This is a genomic window from Aquimarina muelleri DSM 19832 (assembly GCF_000430665.1).
Lineage (GTDB): Bacteria > Bacteroidota > Bacteroidia > Flavobacteriales > Flavobacteriaceae > Aquimarina > Aquimarina muelleri.
Genome location: NZ_AUML01000005.1, coordinates 115,148 through 135,279, shown reverse-complemented (window position 1 = coordinate 135,279; position 20,132 = coordinate 115,148). Strand labels below are relative to the sequence as shown.

Genomic DNA, 20,132 nt, shown 5'->3' with positions numbered 1-20,132 from the left:
AAAATTATAGTTAAGTTTTAAATCTTCCTTATAAGTTGTTTTTTCTTGAAACAATGATGAGTAAACTTTCTTCAAACAATCATTTATTCTCTGTTGTATAACGAATTCTAATTGAATCCTTATGAATTCTAGATAGGGGCTATCTAAAAAAAGAGCAAGGCTTACTTTTGGCGCAGATCTTATAATTAGATTTTAACACAAACTCACTTACCTAAATCTTATAGTATGAAAAATTTAAACCTTAAAAAAAGGATGTTTTCTAATGTACTAAAAAAGGTATTTCTTACTACCTTTTTATTTATTCTCTCTTTTTCTTCTTTTGCACAAGAAAAAAAAGAAATCGTTATAGGAACTGTAAACAGTTTCTCTCAAGCTTTTTTATCTAGTAAATCAAGTAATAACAGTTTTGATATCAAACTAACAGATAATAAAATATACAATCTTAAAATCAACGTTAAAAATAATACTGTAGACGGATATTTTGTAACTGGTAATATTTTAAATAACAAATCTAAAAATGCCAGAGCTATAGAACCTGTTTTTAGTTTTACAGAAAAGGATGGAAAAATATCTGGAGAGATTGTTTTTTATGATCAGAAAAAAGCATTTAAGATCTCCACAAATAATAATGGACAAGTATTAGCTAGTGATACGGATATCCATAGTATATTATGTGTAGATTTTGAACAAGAAAAAGAAATTACTAATAACGCTCCTGTTTCAGGAAGCGTCCAAAAGGCACAAATACAATTAGAGAGTCTTCCTGGGGCAGCTCATGTTATCTATCTTGATTTTGATGGAGAGGTAGTGTCTGGTACCCGTTGGGCAGGAGGTAGAACAATTAATGCACAACCTGCAGGTTTTAGTGATGAAAAAATTCTTGCTGTTTGGAGGATTATGGTAGATGATTTTAATCCTTTTAATATAAACGTTACTACCAGAAGAGATGTATTTGATGCTACTCCGAAAAGCCAAAGAATGATGGCTATATTTACACCAACAACTGATGCAGCTCCTGGATCCGGAGGAGTAGCATATCTAAACTCTTTTAGTTGGAATTCTGATGATCCATGTTGGGTATATAATCTAGGAACTAGGTCTGCAGGAGAAACAGGATCTCACGAAGTAGGGCATACTCTTGGATTGGCACATGATGGAACCAGATCAGGAACCACATATTATGCAGGACATGGGCAATGGAGTCCAATAATGGGATGGAGTGCCAATAAAACATTAGGACACTGGAGTAAAGGAGAATATGATAATGCTAACAATACTCAGGATGATTTAGCAATCATTTCAAACTCTAGAAATGGTTTTGGATATAAAAAAGACGATCATAGTAATACTATAAATGGAGCTACAGAATTAGTATCTGATAGTAATGGAAATGTGTCTAAAGCAGATAATGAAGGAATTATTGAAAAAACATCAGATAAAGATGTGTTCTCTTTTCAAACTTCAGGAGGGCAAGTAAACTTTTCTTTCGATCCAAATCCATATTATCCAAACTTAAACATTAAAGCAAGGCTATTAAATAGCAATGGAAGTGAAGTTGCATCTTCAGACCTGCAAGGCTTAAAAGCATCTATTGCCACAACTTTACAAAGCGGTACTTATTATATCGAAATAGATGGCGTAGGAGAAGGAAATCTATCTACAGGATATTCCGATTACTCTTCTTTAGGATTGTTTTCCATTTCAGGTAAATACCCTAAAGGAAATGTTACCGATACCCAGGCACCAAGTGTTCCTGCTAATGTAATTGCATCTAATGTTGAAGAAACCTCTTTATCTTTATCTTGGTCTGCTTCTACCGATAATGTAGGGGTAACAGGATATGATGTATATCAAGGAGATAGAATGATTACCAGCGTTAGTGGTACTTCGTATTCAGTTACAGGATTAACAGCCAATACGACCTATACTTTTAGAGTAAAAGCTAAAGATGCGGCAGGAAACGTTTCCGATTTTAGCAATACACTAACTGTTACTACAAAAGAAACCAGAGATACTCAGGCACCAAGTGTTCCTGCTAATGTAATTGCATCTAATGTTGAAGAAACCTCTTTATCTTTGTCTTGGTCTGCTTCTACCGATAATGTAGGGGTAACAGGATATGATGTATATCAAGGAGATAGAATGATTACCAGCGTTAGTGGTACTTCGTATTCAGTTACAGGATTAACAGCCAATACGACCTATACTTTTAGAGTAAAAGCTAAAGATGCGGCAGGAAACGTTTCCGATTTTAGCAATACACTAACTGTTACTACAAAAGAAACCAGAGATACTCAGGCACCAAGTGTTCCTGCTAATGTAATTGCATCTAATGTTGAAGAAACCTCTTTATCTTTGTCTTGGTCTGCTTCTACCGATAATGTAGGGGTAACAGGATATGATGTATATCAAGGAGATAGAATGATTACCAGCGTTAGTGGTACTTCGTATTCAGTTACAGGATTAACAGCCAATACGACCTATACTTTTAGAGTAAAAGCTAAAGATGCGGCAGGAAACGTTTCCGATTTTAGCAATACACTAACTGTTACTACAAAAGAAACCAGAGATACTCAGGCACCAAGTGTTCCTGCAAATGTAACTGCATCTAATGTTGAAGAAACCTCTTTATCTTTATCTTGGTCGGCTTCTACAGATAATGTAGCAGTAACAGGATATGATGTATATCAAGGAGATAGAATGATCACCAGCGTTAGCGGTATTTCATCTTCGGTTACAGGATTAACAGCCAATACGACCTATACTTTTAGAGTAAAAGCTAAAGATGCGGCAGGAAATGTTTCAGACTTCAGTACTGCATTAACGGTAACTACCAAAGAAGGAGGTACTACAGATATTTGTGAAGGAGTAGAGGTTTTTGTATCAGGTACTAGATATGCTGTTGGAGATCGAGTTGTGTATAAAAATTATGTATATGAAAGAACAATAAGAGGATGGAAAAACCTTGGAAAATGTGGGTCTAGTTTATGTGAAGGAATAGTAGAGTGGAGATCAGGAGTTCGTTATAATACAGGGAACAGAGTAGTATATAGAGGTAATCTGTGGGAGCGTGGCACTACAAGATGGACATTCATTAGCTCTTGCAACGGGCAAGCTAACAAAACCGATTTAATTACACCACCACAAAAAATTAGTGTGTATCCTAATCCTGTAAAAGAAAATATATTGAATATTGTGTTTGACCCATCTCAGGGAGCAACCTATAGTATCATTAATTTACTAGGAGAAACAGTAGCTAATGGTTATTTTAACTCTTCTATTAAAGTAGATCACTTGCAAACTGGAACATATATTTTAAAAGTTACTTCAGACAAAAAACAACATATTACCCGTTTTGTAAAACAATAAAAAAAGGGTAGTTTATAAAATTAAAAACAGCCATGGTTATCATAACCATGGCTGTTTTGTTTTTGGTGTAGAGTTTTTTAATTACAACTAGAATTTTTCTAATAGGCTTATGAGTTATAGCAGTAAGAGTATAAAACAAATACTTTCTTATATGCGTATTCCTGCTTACTCAATTTTTGATAAAAAAGTATTTGAGGATAGTCCCTAAGTAGTTCCGAGTTGATGAGATGAAGGCTCTAACTACCTGCTTAAATATTTCGAGCGGATAATTTATCAAACTTTCTAAAACCATTTGGTTGCGTCATAGAAATCGAATTGACGGTTTTTATGATACTTCTAAATATTAATCAATTTATCTTTTGTAGCAAAGGGTTAAATGCTTTAGAAGCAACTAATACTGGATCTCCGATTGTTATTGTTTGTATTTCATTTTCTTCGGCAATTATTTTTACAAAATTAGTGCCTATTAAAACAGTAACGATATATATAACATCTTCTTTTTTAATGTCGATAACCTCTCCTGTGAACTGAAATTTTCCACTTACCTTTTTTGTAGTGAATACTTCGATAGGATTTCCTTGCTGTATAATTTTTCCGTTTTCGATCATAAATACAGTATCTGACATCTTTATGACTTCACTTATATCATGACTTATTAAAAGGGTGGTTATATTAAATTTTTTGTGTACTTTAAGAATGTAATCTTGCAATTTTATACGCATTTTTTTGTCTAAAGCAGATAGAGGTTCGTCTAACATCAAGATTTCTGGTTTTCTTACTAATGCTCTTGCTAAGGCTACTCTTTGTTTTTGTCCGCCAGATAGGTTATTGGGTTTGCGGTTTTGTAAATCCTCTAATTCAATAATTTCAATTAACTCCTTTACAATTTGCTTATCCTGGTTTTTTTCTAATGCAAAAAGAAGATTTTCTTTTACCGTCATATTCGGAAACAAAGCATAATCCTGAAAAACAAAACCTATTTTTCGTTGTTGTGGTTTCAGGCAAATTCCTGTAGAGGTGTTTAGCCACGTTTTTTGATGTACAGTAATTGTTCCTGTATCTGCTTGGAGCAATCCAGCAATCATTCTTAGGATAGAGGTTTTGCCTGCTCCAGAGCTCCCATATAAGGTAACTAGTTTGCCTTGTTCGATTTGCATATTAATATCCAACAACATTTCTCCTGTAGCAGCAGATAATTTTTTTTGTAAAGCTATTTGTATCATTTCCAGAATCGTTTTAAATACCCGCCATTAATTAGGTATACTAGTAGTAAAATACTAAATGTAATCACAAACAAAATAATAGAATACCAATTTGCTGTAGTATAATTTAACGCTTCGACTTCATCATAAATAGCAATAGAAGCTACTTTTGTTTTTCCAGGGATGTTTCCGCCAATCATTAGTACCACCCCAAATTCTCCGATAGTATGCGCAAAAGCCAATACAATACCAGTAAGCAATGATGGCTTTATATTAGGTAATAGCACTTTAAAAAGAGTGGTAGTTTTGGATTTCCCTAATATATAAGAAGCCTCTATAATAGTCGAATTTAGGTTAGAAAACCCTGCTTGAATAGGGTGTACCATAAAAGGTAGGCTATAAAGTATAGAAGCAAATAAAACTCCTTCAAACGAAAATATTAGTCGTAGACCCATATAGGTGTCTAACCAGTTTCCGAAAGTATTAGCTGGGCTAAAGGCGATGAGTAAATAAAACCCTAAAACCGTTGGTGGTAAAACAAGCGGCATACTAACTAATGTTTCTAATATTGGTTTTATTTTTGATTTTGTATATGCCAACCAATATGCAATTGGTATGGAGATAACTAACAATAAACAGGTGGTTATTAATGCTAGTTTAAAAGTTAGTAGTAAAGGTTGCCAGTCTATCATTGCGATAACATTATTTCGGTAGTTTTAATCATAACAATAATTTTTTCATTTACCTCTAATTGTAAATGGTTGCTGGCGTCAAGAGTAAGGATTGCTATTATTTTTCCAATTTTGGTGTTGATTATTAATTTACAAAGTAGCTCTCCTTTTTCTATTTTAATAATCGTACCCATTACTTTGTTTTGGATACTTATATGGTGTTCTGATCCTTTACCTATAATTACTTCGGTTTCTTTAAAAAGGATAGTAATAGGTTCTCCTATTTTTAGATAGGTCGCAGTATCCGGAGTTTCGATTACGATGGTATTAAAAAACAATTCTTCTATTTGTATAGTAACCAAAGATAAACTTTGATTCGTTTTTATAGATGCTATTTTTCCTTTTAGAGTGTTCATGAATTAGTTTTATTTAACAGAATAGCCAAAGTTTACCAGAATTTTTTTTGCTGTAGCAGACTGTATAAAATTATAAAACTTTTCCGCGTCATTTTTTTGCATAGCCCTATTTTTAAGAACAACAATCCCTTGTGCTATTGGGGAATAATCATTTTTGTCGAGATCTATCCAGTTTCCTTTGTTTTTCATTTTGGGAGATAAAACAACAGATTTCGAGGTAAAACCAATTTCAGCCGATTTTGAAACAATAAATTGATTGGTTTGGGAGATGCTTTCACCAAATACTAATTTATGGTTTATAGAGCTATAAATCCCTTTGTTTTTTAATATTTCTACAGCTGCGATACCGTATGGAGCAGTTTTTGGGTTTGCAATCGCGATATGGTGTACATCTAAGTTTTTAAGTAGATGTAGAGCAGGCTTTATGCTGTCGATCATAGTCCATAGAACTAGCTTGCCGTAAGCATAAATTTTAGGTTTGTTCGTAGTAAAACCAGAGGTAAATAACTCTTCTGGATATTTCATGTCGGCAGAAACAAGGATATCAAAAGGAGCTCCTTTTTTTATTTGAGCAGTTAGTTTACCAGATGAACCTATAATTATTTCGCAATCAACACCTGTTTGTTTTGTGTAGGCTTTAGAAATCTCTTTTATAGCAAATTGCATATTTGCAGAGACAGCAATAGTCAGTTTTTTTTGATCCTTTTGTTTGCAAGAGATAACGAGTATTAAACATGTAAGAAGTTGAGGTATTATTCTTTTCATTAGATTATGTTTCTCTTTATTTTGTTTGGCTGGATAATGTATTAAAATAACTCAACAGTATACTATTAAGACTATAAATAATTATAACTATATGGATTTTCAACCCCTAGAGACTTGCCTCAAACATAAAATGTGTTTTCAGAAAGATATTCAGTGAGCTTTTTCCTCAAATTTTGGTTTCATTAACAATTTTTATGTATCCATTCTTTAAAATCAATATGCTCTAGTATAACTTCTGGAATAGGATTTACTTCTAATTGTTGTTTAAGATTTATAAAAGCAATTCGTTTTTCATTGGCTGTGTACTCGCTTGTTTTAGATAAAAATTTCAACAATTTTTTTTCATAGGAATCTATGTTTTTTTGTTTTTTCAAATGTTTTTTTACAATCTCTATTAAGTGTTTTAAAGTAAGGTTGTTACCTAGTTCATAATGCACTAGTAAATTAAGCCAATAGGTGTACGTGATTAAATCTTGTCGGTCTTTTTTGTTTTGGTTATTTAAGATATCATTAATCCATGTCAATGCTTTTTTGTTGTCTTTTTTTAAGAAATAGATATTGGCAAACTGAAAACGAAAAGAGAGCCAATAGCTATTAGGTACAAGAGTGTTGTGTAGTTCAATAAAATTTTGAATTTCGTTGATAACCTCGTGTGTGTGATGTAAGTCTTTTAAGTGTCTATGAATCTTAAGCTCTATATTATAAAGCCTTAATTTTTCTTTAATTATCGAAGCAGAAACTGTGGGGATTATAGATGCTTTTTGTTTTAAAAGTAATATTCGTACGTATGCTTCTTTATGCTGTTTTTTTAAAACAAGAAAACCAAGGAGATTGTTGTTTATAGAGAGATATATAGAGAAATATTCTTTTAGTAGTTCAGGGTTTTGTTCCCACTCTTTGATAAGATCTTCTAGCGTTTGTTTTGCTTTTTCAGGATGCTCTGCAAGTAATTGTTTTCTGTATTTGTGTAATGTTTTAAGTGTTCGGTTTTGTAAGGAAATACTTTTTTTATGAGATAAAGAAAATTGATTTGGATCTATATTCGCTAATAAAAGATCTATATATTCGTTGGTAGACTTTAAAGTTTTTTTTTGGTTTTTTATGATTTTTCTAAGAGTTTCGAAATCTTGTGGGTATTGTGCCTGATATACTTTTCTTTTCCAGTCTTGGATATGAAAAAGTAATATGTCTTGTTGAAAATTTTCAGCTTTCTTTTCAGCTCGTTGTAATTCGCTGTTGCATATAGTGTACTGTCCTTTATGATACAAAATTTCTACATTGCGAAGAATATCTGTGAGTTCTGCGTTTTTTGATATCTTAGAATGATAATTTCGTAACGACTGTAAGATTCGTTGTTTTAAGTAATTTTTTATAGTTGTTAATTGGGTGATAAACGCTTTGTCTTTAAACTGTTCTTTTATTTTAGCTTCATTATATTCCTTTTGTGACTCTATTGCATCAAAAAGGGCTAGGTATTCTGTTGCATCATTTCCTTGTGCAGTGATTTTGAAATATCGTTTTTCACTTTTGGTCAATGATTGGATTAAATAGAATAATTCTTCGTTTTTCTTCATTTTAGAAACCTATGTTTTTTCAAAAATATAGGTTTTTTGCTTCATAAGTTCATTTGCTTTAGAGATATTATGAATTAATAAATAGTAATGTCATATCAAAAACAATTTATTAGTTGGAGATATCTGGTGCTAACTTTGAAAAATAATAATAATTTTTAATAAAAGGAATGAATTTAATCTACTATTGAAAGTTAGTTTTCTCGAGGTCTGCCTCGAAAATGAAATATTTTTTTGAAAGTATACCCATGAGCTTGCTTTGAGATTGTTGATTTGTTACCTGAACAGGTGTGGGTACTACCGTAAAGGCAATGAAAAAAATGAATGTTGTCTATGAATTTTACAGGAAGAACCTGTAAAAGGTTTTATTTTTGTATCACAGATGGTTTTAATCCGCATTGTGGAGTTTAATTCTCCGAGGTTATTGATTTATGGAAAAAGATCTGGAATATTGGATTGAATTATGTTTAAGTTTTAATCCTTTAGTAAAACGTAGTAATAAAAGATAGGGTTTGTCTTATTTATCAATTTCAAATTATGATTACCATTATTGGCGAGTATATTAGAAACTATGTGGATTTTTCTGACAAAGAAATAGAGCTTTTTTATCAATACTTAACAAAACAAAAGCTTAAAAAGAAAGGATTTTTATTGGAAGAAGGTAAAATGTGTAAAGCCAGATATTTTATTGTTAAAGGCTGTCTTCGATCTTATTATATAGATGATAAAGGAGTGGAAAGAATTGTAGATTTTGCAATTGATAGATGGTGGTATACGAATTATAAAAGTTTAGTTAACCAAGAGCCTTCAGAAAATTTTATTCAGGCCATTGAAAATACAGAGTTATTAGTATTGCATGAGGATTCTTTTAATAAACTTTCTTTAGAACTTCCAAAAATAGATCGCTTATTTAGGTTAATAATGGAAAAAACTCATATTGCCTATATAAATAAGATGAAATATACCCGAAGTTTTACAGGAGAAGATCTCTATAAGAATTTTATAAAGGCTAACCCAAAGTTTTCACAAAGAGTTCCTCAGTATATGATTGCCTCTTATTTAGAGTTGTCTCCAGAATTTGTTAGTAAAATAAGAGCAAAAGATCGGTAATAAGCTTTTTGTTGAGTTTTTATCTTTATTATAAATTTATTCTGAGCTGCACGTTTATTTTCCCATTCCTGTAAAAATAAAATCAGAAATTTGCTTTTCTAATTCAAACGGATTTATTTTTGATTCGCTACCAGTATATTTATCATAGATCCATCGTAAAGAAGATAAAAATGAATAGGTGGCTATTTCAATATCCATTGATCTAAACTGTCCTTCTTCTATTCCTTTAGCTATTACATCTCGTATTTTGTTTTCATATACTTTTTTTCCTTCCGTAAATTCGGTTAGTTTAGGTTCTTTAAGGTTTCGCCATTCATTAACCAATAAAGCCATTTTATAAGGCTTTTTTGCGGTTAATTGAATGTGTGTAGAAATTATTAATTTTAATTTCTCTTCAGGAGAATACGAAGATTTTAATATGTTATTTAAGGAATCATGAAATTCATAAGAAATATCAAAAAGATAAAGCTCTAATAGCGCTTGTTTAGAATCTATATAATTATAAATATTAGCAGGCTCAAAATCTAATCTTTGTGCAATATCACGCATTGTGACTGCTTTAAAACCTTTTTCATGTATAAGTTTTAAAGACTCTTCAAAAAACTTTTCTTTTTTTGTAGTTTGCTTCATATAATGACGTTACCTGTATTTTGTTGAAGTCAAAAATACTGAAAATAATTTGGCGACAATTTATATTTGTATATATTTACATTAACAAATGTTAATATATAAATATATGCCGATATATCATAGCCTAGGAAAAATACCTCGGAAGAGACACACGACATTCAAAAAAAGTGATGGAACATTATATTACGAACAATTATTTGGGACCATAGGTTTTGATGGCATGTCTACTTTGTTATATCATCAACATAGGCCAACACAAGTAAAAGAAATAAAAAAACAATATAGCGTAGCTCCTAAAGTTGCTGTTGCAAATAATATTAAGTCTTATCGTTTTAGAGGATTTCAAGTGCCTCCAGAAGATGACTACTTAAAAAGTAGAAAGACAGTTTTAACCAATAGTGATTGTAATATTATTTTAGCTTCTCCTAAAAAATCCTTACGAGATTATTTCTATAAAAATACAGATGCAGACGAACTGATTTTTATTCATAAAGGTTCAGGAAAGTTAAGGACTTTTGTAGGTAATATAGATTTTTCGTACGGAGATTATTTATTGATTCCCAGGGGTATAATTTATCAAATTGATTTTGATACGGATGATAATAGGCTCTTTATTGTAGAGTCATACAGGCCAATTTATACGCCAAAAAGATATCGAAATTGGTTTGGGCAATTATTAGAACATTCGCCATTTTGCGAAAGAGATATTAGAAGACCATCAGAACTGGAAACATTTGATGAAACTGGTGATTTTTTAATGAAAGTTAAAAAACAAGATGAAATTATAGAAATGGTATATGCAACTCATCCATTTGATGTAGTTGGGTATGATGGGTATAATTACCCATATGCTTTTTCTATTCATGATTTTGAGCCTATTACTGGACGTATACACCAACCACCACCAGTGCATCAAACTTTTGAAAGCGATGCATTTGTAATATGCTCTTTCGTTCCGAGATTATATGATTATCACCCAGATAGTATTCCAGCTCCTTATAATCACAGTAATATAGATAGCGATGAGGTATTATATTATGTAGACGGAGATTTTATGAGTAGAAATGATATAGATGCAGGTCATATATCATTGCATCCAGCAGGAATACCACATGGTCCCCATCCTGGTGCTACAGAGCGTAGCATAGGAGAAACTGTTACAGAAGAACTAGCCGTAATGGTAGATACTTTTAAGCCATTAAAAATTACAGAAGAGGCTATGAAAATAGCAGACGAAAGTTATCATAAATCTTGGTTAGAATAAAACAAAAATAGTACTTATAATAAGTCAGTTTAGAGTAATGTAATAAGCGGTCTTTTGTTTTAGCAATTGACATTCTTATGTAAATATGGTTTAAAAAGATAAAAAATGGCAATAGAAACAAAAAATCTAAAAGAGTTACAAAATACAGAATATAGCTTAAAAAAAATATTTACCGAAGCAGAAGATTTTCTTCCTTTATTAGGAACAGATTATATAGAGTTATATGTTGGTAATGCTAAACAAGCAGCTCATTATTATAAAACAGCTTTTGGTTTTCAGTCCGAAGCATATGCAGGGCTAGAAACAGGATTAAAGGATAGAGTGTCGTATGTGCTTAAACAAGATAAAATAAGATTGGTATTAACATCACCACTCGGTCAGGGAGGAGATATTAATAAACATATTGATGTTCATGGAGATGCTGTAAAAATAGTAGCGTTATGGGTAGAAGATGCAACAAAAGCCTATGAAGAAACTACTCGTAGAGGAGCAAAACCTTATATGGAACCAACTCGGGAAGAAGATGAGCATGGTCATGTAATTCGATCTGGAATTTATACGTACGGAGAAACAGTTCATATTTTTGTAGAAAGAAAAAACTACAATGGTGTCTTTTTGCCAGGGTATCAAAAATGGGAGTCTCATTATAATCCTGAACCTGTAGGATTAAAGTTTATAGATCATGTGGTTGGTAATGTAGGATGGAATGAAATGCAAACTTGGTGTGAATTTTATGGTAAAGTTATGGGGTTTGCTCAGATTGTATCCTTTGCAGATGATGATATTTCTACAGAATATACAGCATTAATGAGTAAGGTAATGAGTAACGGTAATGGTCGTGTTAAATTTCCTATCAATGAGCCCGCAAAAGGAAAGAAAAAATCTCAAATAGAAGAATATCTGGATTTTTATAATGGACCAGGGGTGCAGCATATAGCAATAGCAACAGATGATATTGTAGAAACCGTTTCTAAAATGAGAGAAAGAGGAGTAGAGTTTTTGTATGTTCCAGAAACTTACTATGATGATTTATTAGAAAGAGTAGGGGATATAGACGAAGATGTTGAAGTTCTTAAAAAGCATGGAATTTTAATAGATAGGGACGAAGAAGGATACTTGCTACAGTTATTTACGAAGAATATTTTGGATAGACCAACTATGTTTATCGAAATAATTCAAAGAAAAGGAGCGCAATCCTTTGGTGTTGGTAATTTTAAGGCGCTTTTTGAATCTATTGAAAGAGAACAAGCTAAAAGAGGAACCTTATAGTATTTTTAAATAACGAATATTATTATAAAAGACTGAATTCTAAGTTGAAAAATAAATAATTTAGCCTCTTGGAGTTTAGTAATTGATGTGTATTATCACCAAAACTTTAGAATTGAACTAAAAAACAAAAAGGCAGAATTTTCTATAAGAAAATTCTGCCTTTTTGTTAGAACTTATTTTATAATAGAGTATAGATTATTTGTTTTTAATAATATTACTTTCTAAAATTTGGCCATTGTCTAAATACTTTTTGATGATATGATGACCATTAGGTAGTGAGTTTATTAAATTTTCATTTAGGACTTCTTGATTATTTAATTTTTTAATTTCATAATCTCCACCATACATCATAGTATCAAATGTTATAACTTCTCCACCATTAAAAGAAGATGGCATAGGATAATTGCAATTTTGTGTATCTGTATTAGAGACTTGAGTAATTTTTATACTAGTAAGATAAGGGTGTCCGGTAGGTATTTGATGTATTCCATACGATTGTATAACCGAAGGGGTGGTTTGTCCACACCCCACAAATTCATAATCAAATCCTTTTTGAAAACGAAGAATAGTACTAGGAGGGGGAGTTCCTTGATGGCCACCAGCATATCCTCCTTCAAAAGCAAGATATAAAGCATCAATAGTGTTCATTTTTGTGTTTAAGAAACGATTTGGAACAGATTCATCTGCAATAAAGTTTTTCATGTAGGTATATTGACCTTGCGAAAAACCAGTTCTGCAGGTATTATAATATGCCATGATATTATTCATAGATGGATTGAATAAATTAAAGTTTACAGAAGTAGAACAAGTTGCGTTAGCTTGCCAACCTTGAGGTCTGATAGTGCAATTAGAGTTGTACATTGCACTTCCATTCATATATTTTCTGATAGATCTGTCAGGATTAGTATCCTGTATTCTATCTCCTAGGGTGCTCCATTGGGATCCATTATAATTTTCTTCTAGCCCACATTCTGCATCGTTGGCCTCTTCCAGTTGTCCTCCTACCATTTTCCATTGCGTGTGAGTATGGTAAAGTCCTAAATAATGCCCCATTTCATGTGCTAACGTATAATATTTAAAATCAATATTAGAAGGAGCAGAAGAGTTTAATACAGGAATTTGATCTTTACGGATAACAATAAATTTATCATATATATTAAACCCACTTCCAAAATTTGCCATTCTGGTAATACATATACCATTTGTACCTTGGCTTGTGGGAGATTGTCCATTAAACGTATCACTAATAAAAATATGAATAGCATCTGGGGTAGAGAGTGTGAAATGGGTATTTATGTTAGTGCTGTTAAAATTTAATAATGCGGGATTTGATATATTATCATATCCTTTATATTTAAAAAAAATGTTAGCTGGATTATAATTAATATTTAATGACCCTACAATGTCTAATGCTTTATTTTGTTGATCTGCTACAGGAACATTATTACTTATAAAATGAACTTTTACATTCAATACATATTGTGTATTAGTAAATACAGGGTTGCTTCCGACTTCTGCCCCGGATTTGTTTAAGTCACGTTTTGTAGGGGGAGGAGAGTGTGTTCCACATTGTTCTCCAAAAAAAGGCATTATTGTTTGAAATTCGGTAGGATTTTCATGTATCATCCCATCTTCTTGGGCAAAAATTAGGTGTATAGATGATAAAATTAAAAAGTAAACTAATTTAAGGCTATTTTTCATGTTTGTAATTTGTAATTTTTAGTTGTTTTCATTTCCTGACTTTTGTGATAGTTAGTTCTTGTTATAGTTTTTTGTTACCCTAAAAAAAAAGAAAAATAAAAACAGATCAGCCCTCAATGTAAAAACTCTCTTGAGTCGCATAGCTAATCAATAAAATGATTCTAATGACCTCTGTAGGGCGGTATAATTTATTTGGCGATGGCTAACAAGCAAGTCGATCTGTTTTTAGTTTCAAAAAACACAGTGAGATAGCTATTCTAATAATATCAAAAAATGAAGTAAAGGAGTTTTTAAGGAATATTATTTCCGTTTCTTAAGCCACCATAAAAAAATAATGAAAACTAAGCTTCCTATAATTAAAAACCATACCCATAAATAAGATGAAGTATTTATTGAGCCAGCATCTCCAATAAGGATAAGAGAAGACCAATAATAAGGGGAAGTTTCGCTAAGGCTATGATTTTTTAAGTACTCTAGCTTAGCTAAATGAAGAGCTTTTGATTTTGTATTTCCTTTTTTTAAATGTTTATAAAAGTTAGTAGTTATGTATTGTCCGGATTTATCATCCACATTCCATAGAGAGCAAATTACACTATTGGCACCAGTATAGAAAAAACCTCTTGCCAGACTCATTACCCCTTCTCCTTTATTAAGTGTTCCTTGAGCAGAGTTGCAGGCACTTAATACAACTAACTCAGCATTGTTTTTTGTAGTGTACAATTCGTTTAAACTCATTTTTTTATCCCCAAAAGCAACCCATGGTATAATTGAGTCCGTTGCATTAGCATGGGTAGAGAGATGAATTATTTTAGAATCGTGGGTATTTTGTAAAAACGTATCTTTTGTAGCATTGTTTTTGGTAAATAAATGACCAGAAAAAAAGTTTTCAGCATCGATTATTTCATTTTCACTTCTTTTTAGAGCTGTTAATTGATTGTCATAGGTAAAATATACAGGTGCAAAGCCAGTAAAATTAGTTGTAGAATTTCGAGAAATATTTTGATTCTCTTTTAGAAATGAAATAGAATAAGCATAGTTAATTTCTGCACTTGTGATTAAATAAGACTCTGAGGCAAGTTCTTTTTTTGAAATAATCAGTGCTTCAAAAGGAAAATTTTGCAGGTTATCATCGGGGATTATAGTAATTTTTTTATTGAATATATATTTTGAGGCATTATTAAATGGGAATAATTTTTGAAATAATAGAAAAGCCAATTCTTTATAACTTTCAAAATCTTTTTTGGTAATAAATGGAGATCTTATTTTTGATTTAAACTCTAATATATATTTGTTTAATAGTGATATATCTTCAAGTTCAAAAAAAGTTGTAGCCTCTTTTTCTATTAATAAACCATAACCATTTTCTTCATTAAGAATATATTCTATAATAAGTTGTTCCTTAGTGAGAGAGTTTTGAAGTTCTTTTAAAGAAGTTATTTTAGTAAGAGTTTTATAATTGTAATATTTTGGATAATCTACTTTTAAAGAGTCTATAAAATTATGGTATATTATTTTTGAATTAAATAAAATGTCATGAATAGAATCTTTCTTGCTAATTTCATTAAAAACATAAGCATCTTGTAGTTGGTATATATTATTTTTTAACTGCTCTTCTTTCTTGAGAATATCATTAGGTAGATTTGCATGTTTTTTTAGTTCTCTATCTTTAATATCTTTAAGAAGAAGTACTGCTTTGTTTTTTTCCATAAAATGGAAAGCTTTTTCAGGGTTATTTGTTAAAAAAGCAGTTTTTGTAGCATTTTGATATATTTTTGAAGCTTGTTTTTGCCAATATAATCTAGATTTTTGATCCTCAATTTCAAAACGTATATAATCTATTAAGCGTTCTGCAATATCGATATCTTTATATATGGTATTTAGCTCTTTCTTAGTTTTTTTGTGCATGTTTTTATATCCAATTAAAAACACATAGGCATCCAGAATATAGTTTTTGTATAGAGAGGATTCGAGTTCTATTTCGGGAACAGAAGCTATGGATGAGGTCTTGTCTAAATTAAGATATTTAGTAATAGATAGTTCTATACATTCTATAGCTTTTTCATAGTTTTTTGCTTTAAAATAGTAGATTCCTAAATTATGAAGAAATATGGCTTTAACCCAGTTAGAGTTAGAGTGTTTTAGTCCATTTGATAAATAAGAATATGCTTTTTCGAGATCATGTTTTAGGTATAAATTTCCGAGGTTATTATATATCCCTGTTTCAAAAAATTCATCACCTCTTATTTTTGCGATTTCTAGTGATTTAAGATAGTGTTTTTCAGACTTGTTTTTATCTCCCAAAAATTCTTGATCATATAGGTTGCCTAATATAAGGTGTATATCCTGAAGATAGATTTCATCAATAGTAGCTATTCGTTTAGAATTAAGAATATCAAGTAATATTTTTCGCCCTTTTTCAAGATTTAGTTTTCCATTAAGGCTTTCATAAATTTCTGCTATTTTTATAGAAGATTCTATTTCTCCTTTTGTATAAGAGCTTTCGAAATATGAGTTTTTTGCCATTTTATAATAGCTTAAAGCAGTGTAATAGTCTCCGTTTTCTTGGTGAATGACTCCTAATCTATAAGCAGCTCTACCTTGATATTTATCAATTTTATTTTGAAGGAGTACAGATTTATAATAATTTTCAGAAAGATCAAAAGATTTATTTTGGTAATGAAACAAACCCATATTACAAAGACTTCGTCTATAGGGTAAAGAATCTATATTTTTTTGGTCACGTATAGATTTTAAATTCAAATTCCCATAAAACAATGCATCTGTGTAGTTTTGATTTTGATAAAAATAGATAGAAATCACAAAGGTTAAATCCTTTATGTTTTTTTTAGCCGTTATGTGTAGTAGACTATCAATTTTCTTCTTTTTATAGGATAGAGAGGTTTCATATTCAAGGATAGAATCTAAGGCGTTAAAATCACGTTGCCCAAAGGTGAGGTTGTAAATGAATAAATGCACGCAAGAGATTAATATTATTAATCTCTTGCGTGCAAAAAGGATTCTAGTTCTTTTTGAAAAGAAATTATTGTTTTTAGAAATCTTTACAATCTCCATACCAGTCTAATGCAGTTTTATCTAATGCGTCTTTAGGTAGAGATTTAATTTTTGGACCCGGTCTACATCCTGAACAATAAGTAATATACCATATTTCTACTTCTTTACAGTTTGTGATTTCAACCCCTAAGAGCAGAAAGTTGTGTTCTGCATTTCGGATATTTTGTTTCTGTTCTTCGGTAATCCCTTCTCTATATTTTATAGTTAATTTTCCTTCGGTATCATATTCATTATCCGATTGTTTATTTATAATTTTAATGTCTTTAGGTAGATCTTTGATTTTGCTATTCTCTACTATACTTTCATTGTCTGTAGAACAGCTCGCAAGAATAAGAACTAAAAGAATCAATATTTTTTTCATATTTTATTTTGAATTTAATTACTAAATTAACTTATTTTTTTTACTGTAAAACCTCATTTATGTAAGATTTCATCAATTAGTTCAAAATACTTATTTTTGTTACCCTAAAAATATATATTTCTTACATTAGACTAGATGCAAAAAAGTAATTATTTTATTAAAGGTATTCTAGAGTCTGACGAAAAGATTGTTACTGAAATATACAATTTATTTTTCCATAAGGTACTATCTTTTGTGTACAAAAATAATGGGCAACGAGAAGATGCTGAAGATATTTTTCAAAAAGCATTACTGCAAATTTCTGCAAGAATTAAACTTAGAAAATTAGAGGTTATTAATAATTCATTCGAAGCGTACCTATTTACCGCATGCAAAAATCTGTGGCGTAGAGAATTAAATAAAAAACAAAAAAGGGTAACAAATCATGATGTGAAGGAACTAGTAAATGAAGAGTTAGATATGACATATGTTTTACTAGAACAGGAACGATGGGAATTATTTAGAGATAAATTAGAGCAGTTATCTGGTAACTGTAAACATGTATTAAACCTATTTCTTAAAAAAACCTCTTATGATCAAATTGTAAAGCAACTTGGGTATGCATCTGAAACGGTAGCTAGACAGCGAGTGTTTAAATGTAAAGCAAAGCTAATTGAAATGATCAAAGCAGATAAACGATTTAGAAATCTAAAATAAAATGGATATTAATCAGGAGAAATATCATAAACAAATAAGTGCTTACCTAAGGGATGAATTGTCGCCTGAAGAAAAAAAACTGTTTGAAAAATCTTTGACACAAAACCCTGAGTTATTACAAGAATTTAAGATTCATCAAGAGTTATTTGCACAGGTAGAAGGTAGTGAAGATATAGTTGTATCATGGGATTATGATAAAGAAGATGTTAGAGCTTTGACAACCTATTTTAGAAGTGAAGAAGCAGAGAAACTAAAAAAAACGATACAGAAGGCTAAGAATAATTATCAAGGCTATAAAAAACAGAGGGTTTGGAGAAAAAATATAATTTTACCATTACTTGTCGCGGCTTCGATAGCAGTATTTGTTTTAGTATATACGTTTAATAGTAAATCTTCGACTACAGAAATGTATGTAAAACATAGTGAATGGGAAGATTTGCCATCATTAACAAGTAGAGGGGGAGATAATAAATTAGCAGAAGGAGAGCGGCTTTTTGTAGATAAGAAGTATAAGGAAAGTTACGCAATATTTACGGCTCTCTCACAAAAAGAACAACAGCCTTCTGTATTAATATATTTAGGGCTCTGTGCTTTAGAATTGGATCAATTAGATAAAGCACTTCATTATTTCGAACTTCTAAAAAATACAGAAGCAATAGATAGCTCTAAAGCATATTGGTATCTGGCATTAACCTATCTAAAACAAAACGAAAAAGAGAAAGCAACAAATATATTACAAGAATTAGTTTCAGGAAACCACTATAAAAATACTGAAGCCAGAGAATTGCTGGATCAATTACAATAAACATTATCTTCTTTTTAAAAATTGAGTTAGACCTAAGTTAATCATGTCGAACCTATGCGTTAGATAAAAAATAACAGAAGCCTCGAATTAGCATTTTATAAATATTTTGGCTTAAGTCACTAAGCTTTTATTGCAACATAATTCATGCTTTGAATTTACCGTAATAAAATACTCTTTTTTATTTCTACTTCAGAATAAAAATGAACCGTAGCAAATGCTATGTTTAATTCTCCGAGGTTATTGATTCTAAATAATTTTTCGAGAACTCTAGTCTCAAGTTGCTTATTTCTTAAGTTTTATGATTAATTACGTAACGATTTTTTTTGTTTTTTATAAAAAAGATAAAGTTTTGGGTAACAGATTGGGAGGAAGAAGAACTATAGGGTGTATTATATAAACTAGCAATTGCAAGAGGTCTGATCAACCTTTAATAAATTCTTATTTAATGAAAGTCAAATAAGGGCGCGGAAACCGAAAAGCGAATGAGTAGGGTATGAACAAATTTTTTAAAATAATTAAAAATGAAAAGATTAAATATTTTACAGGTTTTTATAGCTGTATTTACATTAAGTATGGTGACAATTAGTTGTTCTCATGAAAAGGAGGATGTTATTGAACAAGAAGATAATCGTGCGCTAACTAAAGCGAATGAAGAAAATGCAGATTTCATATTTAATTCTATAAATAAAATTAAATATGAAACAACAAAAAATAATAAAGGAATAGAGCTTAATCAAGAAACATTAGATTATTATACTAAGTTGCTTGATTTACCAAAGGAATCTGTGAACTTAGAAATGGCAGAAGAAATTGTTAAAAAGGTAAAGCTAGTAATGGATAATGGAATTGAAGAGGTTCTTAAAGGGTCTGATTTTTCCAAGTATACTACACAAAAGATAGAGGTATTATTTTCAGGAGGGCTTATAAATGGAATTGAAGAAGAAAAAGAGTTTAACCTTATAAGTGCAGAAGAACAGAAATTACTTTTAACGCTTAATTCTATTATGATAAAATCATCAGAAGATATATTGGTGCAGAATAAAAGAAGAGGAGATTGTCTTCTTCAAGGGAGACCAGCTCCTTGTGCTGCAGTTGGAGCAATTGCAGGTGCAGTTTTAGGGTTTACTATTTGTAATTGGCCTTGTGCTGTTGGAGGAGCTATTATTGGAGGTATTTTTGGAGGGTTATCTGACAGTAAATAATAATTAAAACGTAGTATAGTAAAAAAAG

16 protein-coding genes are annotated in these 20,132 nt (G+C 30.8%); 7 read left to right on the top strand and 9 right to left on the bottom strand.

The window, feature by feature from the left end:
• Nucleotides 1–225 precede the first annotated feature (225 nt).
• Complete coding sequence (locus H527_RS24535; RefSeq protein WP_027411646.1) at nucleotides 226–3,369, top strand: zinc-dependent metalloprotease; 3,144 nt, start codon at nucleotides 226–228, stop codon at nucleotides 3,367–3,369.
• A 347-nt stretch (nucleotides 3,370–3,716) separates the two neighbouring features.
• On the opposite strand, the gene H527_RS0104740 is transcribed toward H527_RS24535, so the two are convergent.
• From H527_RS0104740 to H527_RS0104720, 5 genes are all read right to left on the bottom strand, one after another.
• Complete coding sequence (locus H527_RS0104740; protein ID WP_027411645.1) at nucleotides 3,717–4,592, bottom strand: ABC transporter ATP-binding protein; 876 nt, start codon at nucleotides 4,590–4,592, stop codon at nucleotides 3,717–3,719.
• Complete coding sequence (gene modB / locus H527_RS0104735; protein WP_211235725.1) at nucleotides 4,589–5,260, bottom strand: molybdate ABC transporter permease subunit; 672 nt, start codon at nucleotides 5,258–5,260, stop codon at nucleotides 4,589–4,591. Before modB ends, H527_RS0104740 begins: the two co-directional genes overlap by 4 nt.
• Nucleotides 5,260–5,658: a TOBE domain-containing protein gene (locus H527_RS0104730; RefSeq protein WP_027411643.1), complete on the bottom strand. Its 399-nt coding sequence runs from the start codon at nucleotides 5,656–5,658 to the stop codon at nucleotides 5,260–5,262. Before H527_RS0104730 ends, modB begins: the two co-directional genes overlap by 1 nt.
• Nucleotides 5,659–5,667: 9 nt before the next feature.
• Nucleotides 5,668–6,423 carry a molybdate ABC transporter substrate-binding protein gene (gene modA / locus H527_RS0104725; protein ID WP_027411642.1) on the bottom strand — a complete coding sequence of 252 codons (756 nt, stop codon included), beginning with the start codon at nucleotides 6,421–6,423 and terminating at the stop codon, nucleotides 5,668–5,670.
• A gap of 182 nt (nucleotides 6,424–6,605) precedes the next feature.
• Nucleotides 6,606–7,997, bottom strand: a complete 1,392-nt coding sequence (locus H527_RS0104720) for a hypothetical protein (RefSeq protein ID WP_027411641.1) — start codon at nucleotides 7,995–7,997, stop codon at nucleotides 6,606–6,608.
• A gap of 534 nt (nucleotides 7,998–8,531) precedes the next feature.
• Between H527_RS0104720 and H527_RS0104715 the strand changes: the two genes are divergently transcribed.
• On the top strand, nucleotides 8,532–9,104 hold the full coding sequence (locus H527_RS0104715) for a Crp/Fnr family transcriptional regulator (RefSeq protein WP_027411640.1): 573 nt from the start codon (nucleotides 8,532–8,534) through the stop codon (nucleotides 9,102–9,104).
• A 54-nt stretch (nucleotides 9,105–9,158) separates the two neighbouring features.
• Here H527_RS0104715 and H527_RS0104710 read toward each other — a convergent pair whose 3' ends face one another.
• Nucleotides 9,159–9,734 carry a TetR/AcrR family transcriptional regulator gene (locus tag H527_RS0104710; protein WP_027411639.1) on the bottom strand — a complete coding sequence of 192 codons (576 nt, stop codon included), beginning with the start codon at nucleotides 9,732–9,734 and terminating at the stop codon, nucleotides 9,159–9,161.
• A 106-nt stretch (nucleotides 9,735–9,840) separates the two neighbouring features.
• On the opposite strand from H527_RS0104710, the gene H527_RS0104705 reads away from it, so the two are divergent.
• Both H527_RS0104705 and hppD read left to right on the top strand, forming a co-directional pair.
• Nucleotides 9,841–10,998, top strand: a complete 1,158-nt coding sequence (locus H527_RS0104705) for a homogentisate 1,2-dioxygenase (protein WP_027411638.1) — start codon at nucleotides 9,841–9,843, stop codon at nucleotides 10,996–10,998.
• Between the two features lie 105 nt (nucleotides 10,999–11,103).
• Nucleotides 11,104–12,267: a 4-hydroxyphenylpyruvate dioxygenase gene (gene hppD / locus H527_RS0104700; RefSeq protein ID WP_027411637.1), complete on the top strand. Its 1,164-nt coding sequence runs from the start codon at nucleotides 11,104–11,106 to the stop codon at nucleotides 12,265–12,267.
• A gap of 195 nt (nucleotides 12,268–12,462) precedes the next feature.
• Here hppD and H527_RS0104695 read toward each other — a convergent pair whose 3' ends face one another.
• The 3 genes from H527_RS0104695 to H527_RS0104685 form a co-directional block, all read right to left on the bottom strand.
• Nucleotides 12,463–13,968 carry a zinc-dependent metalloprotease family protein gene (locus H527_RS0104695; RefSeq protein ID WP_027411636.1) on the bottom strand — a complete coding sequence of 502 codons (1,506 nt, stop codon included), beginning with the start codon at nucleotides 13,966–13,968 and terminating at the stop codon, nucleotides 12,463–12,465.
• Between the two features lie 300 nt (nucleotides 13,969–14,268).
• Nucleotides 14,269–17,040: a CHAT domain-containing protein gene (locus H527_RS0104690; RefSeq protein WP_027411635.1), complete on the bottom strand. Its 2,772-nt coding sequence runs from the start codon at nucleotides 17,038–17,040 to the stop codon at nucleotides 14,269–14,271.
• On the bottom strand, nucleotides 17,018–17,401 hold the full coding sequence (locus H527_RS0104685; RefSeq protein WP_027411634.1) for a hypothetical protein: 384 nt from the start codon (nucleotides 17,399–17,401) through the stop codon (nucleotides 17,018–17,020). Before H527_RS0104685 ends, H527_RS0104690 begins: the two co-directional genes overlap by 23 nt.
• 135 nt (nucleotides 17,402–17,536) lie before the next feature.
• Between H527_RS0104685 and H527_RS0104680 the strand changes: the two genes are divergently transcribed.
• The 3 genes from H527_RS0104680 to H527_RS0104670 all read left to right on the top strand — a co-directional run bounded on the left by H527_RS0104680 (nucleotide 17,537) and on the right by H527_RS0104670 (nucleotide 20,104).
• A complete protein-coding gene (locus tag H527_RS0104680) occupies nucleotides 17,537–18,097 on the top strand; it encodes an RNA polymerase sigma factor (protein ID WP_027411633.1) in 561 nt (186 codons plus the stop codon).
• Nucleotide 18,098: 1 nt separating this feature from the next.
• Nucleotides 18,099–18,902, top strand: coding sequence for a hypothetical protein (locus H527_RS0104675; RefSeq protein WP_027411632.1), 804 nt, complete (start codon nucleotides 18,099–18,101; stop codon nucleotides 18,900–18,902).
• Between the two features lie 521 nt (nucleotides 18,903–19,423).
• Entirely contained in the window at nucleotides 19,424–20,104 is a 681-nt protein-coding gene (locus H527_RS0104670; protein ID WP_027411631.1) for a hypothetical protein, read from the top strand.
• Nucleotides 20,105–20,132: the final 28 nt, after the last annotated feature.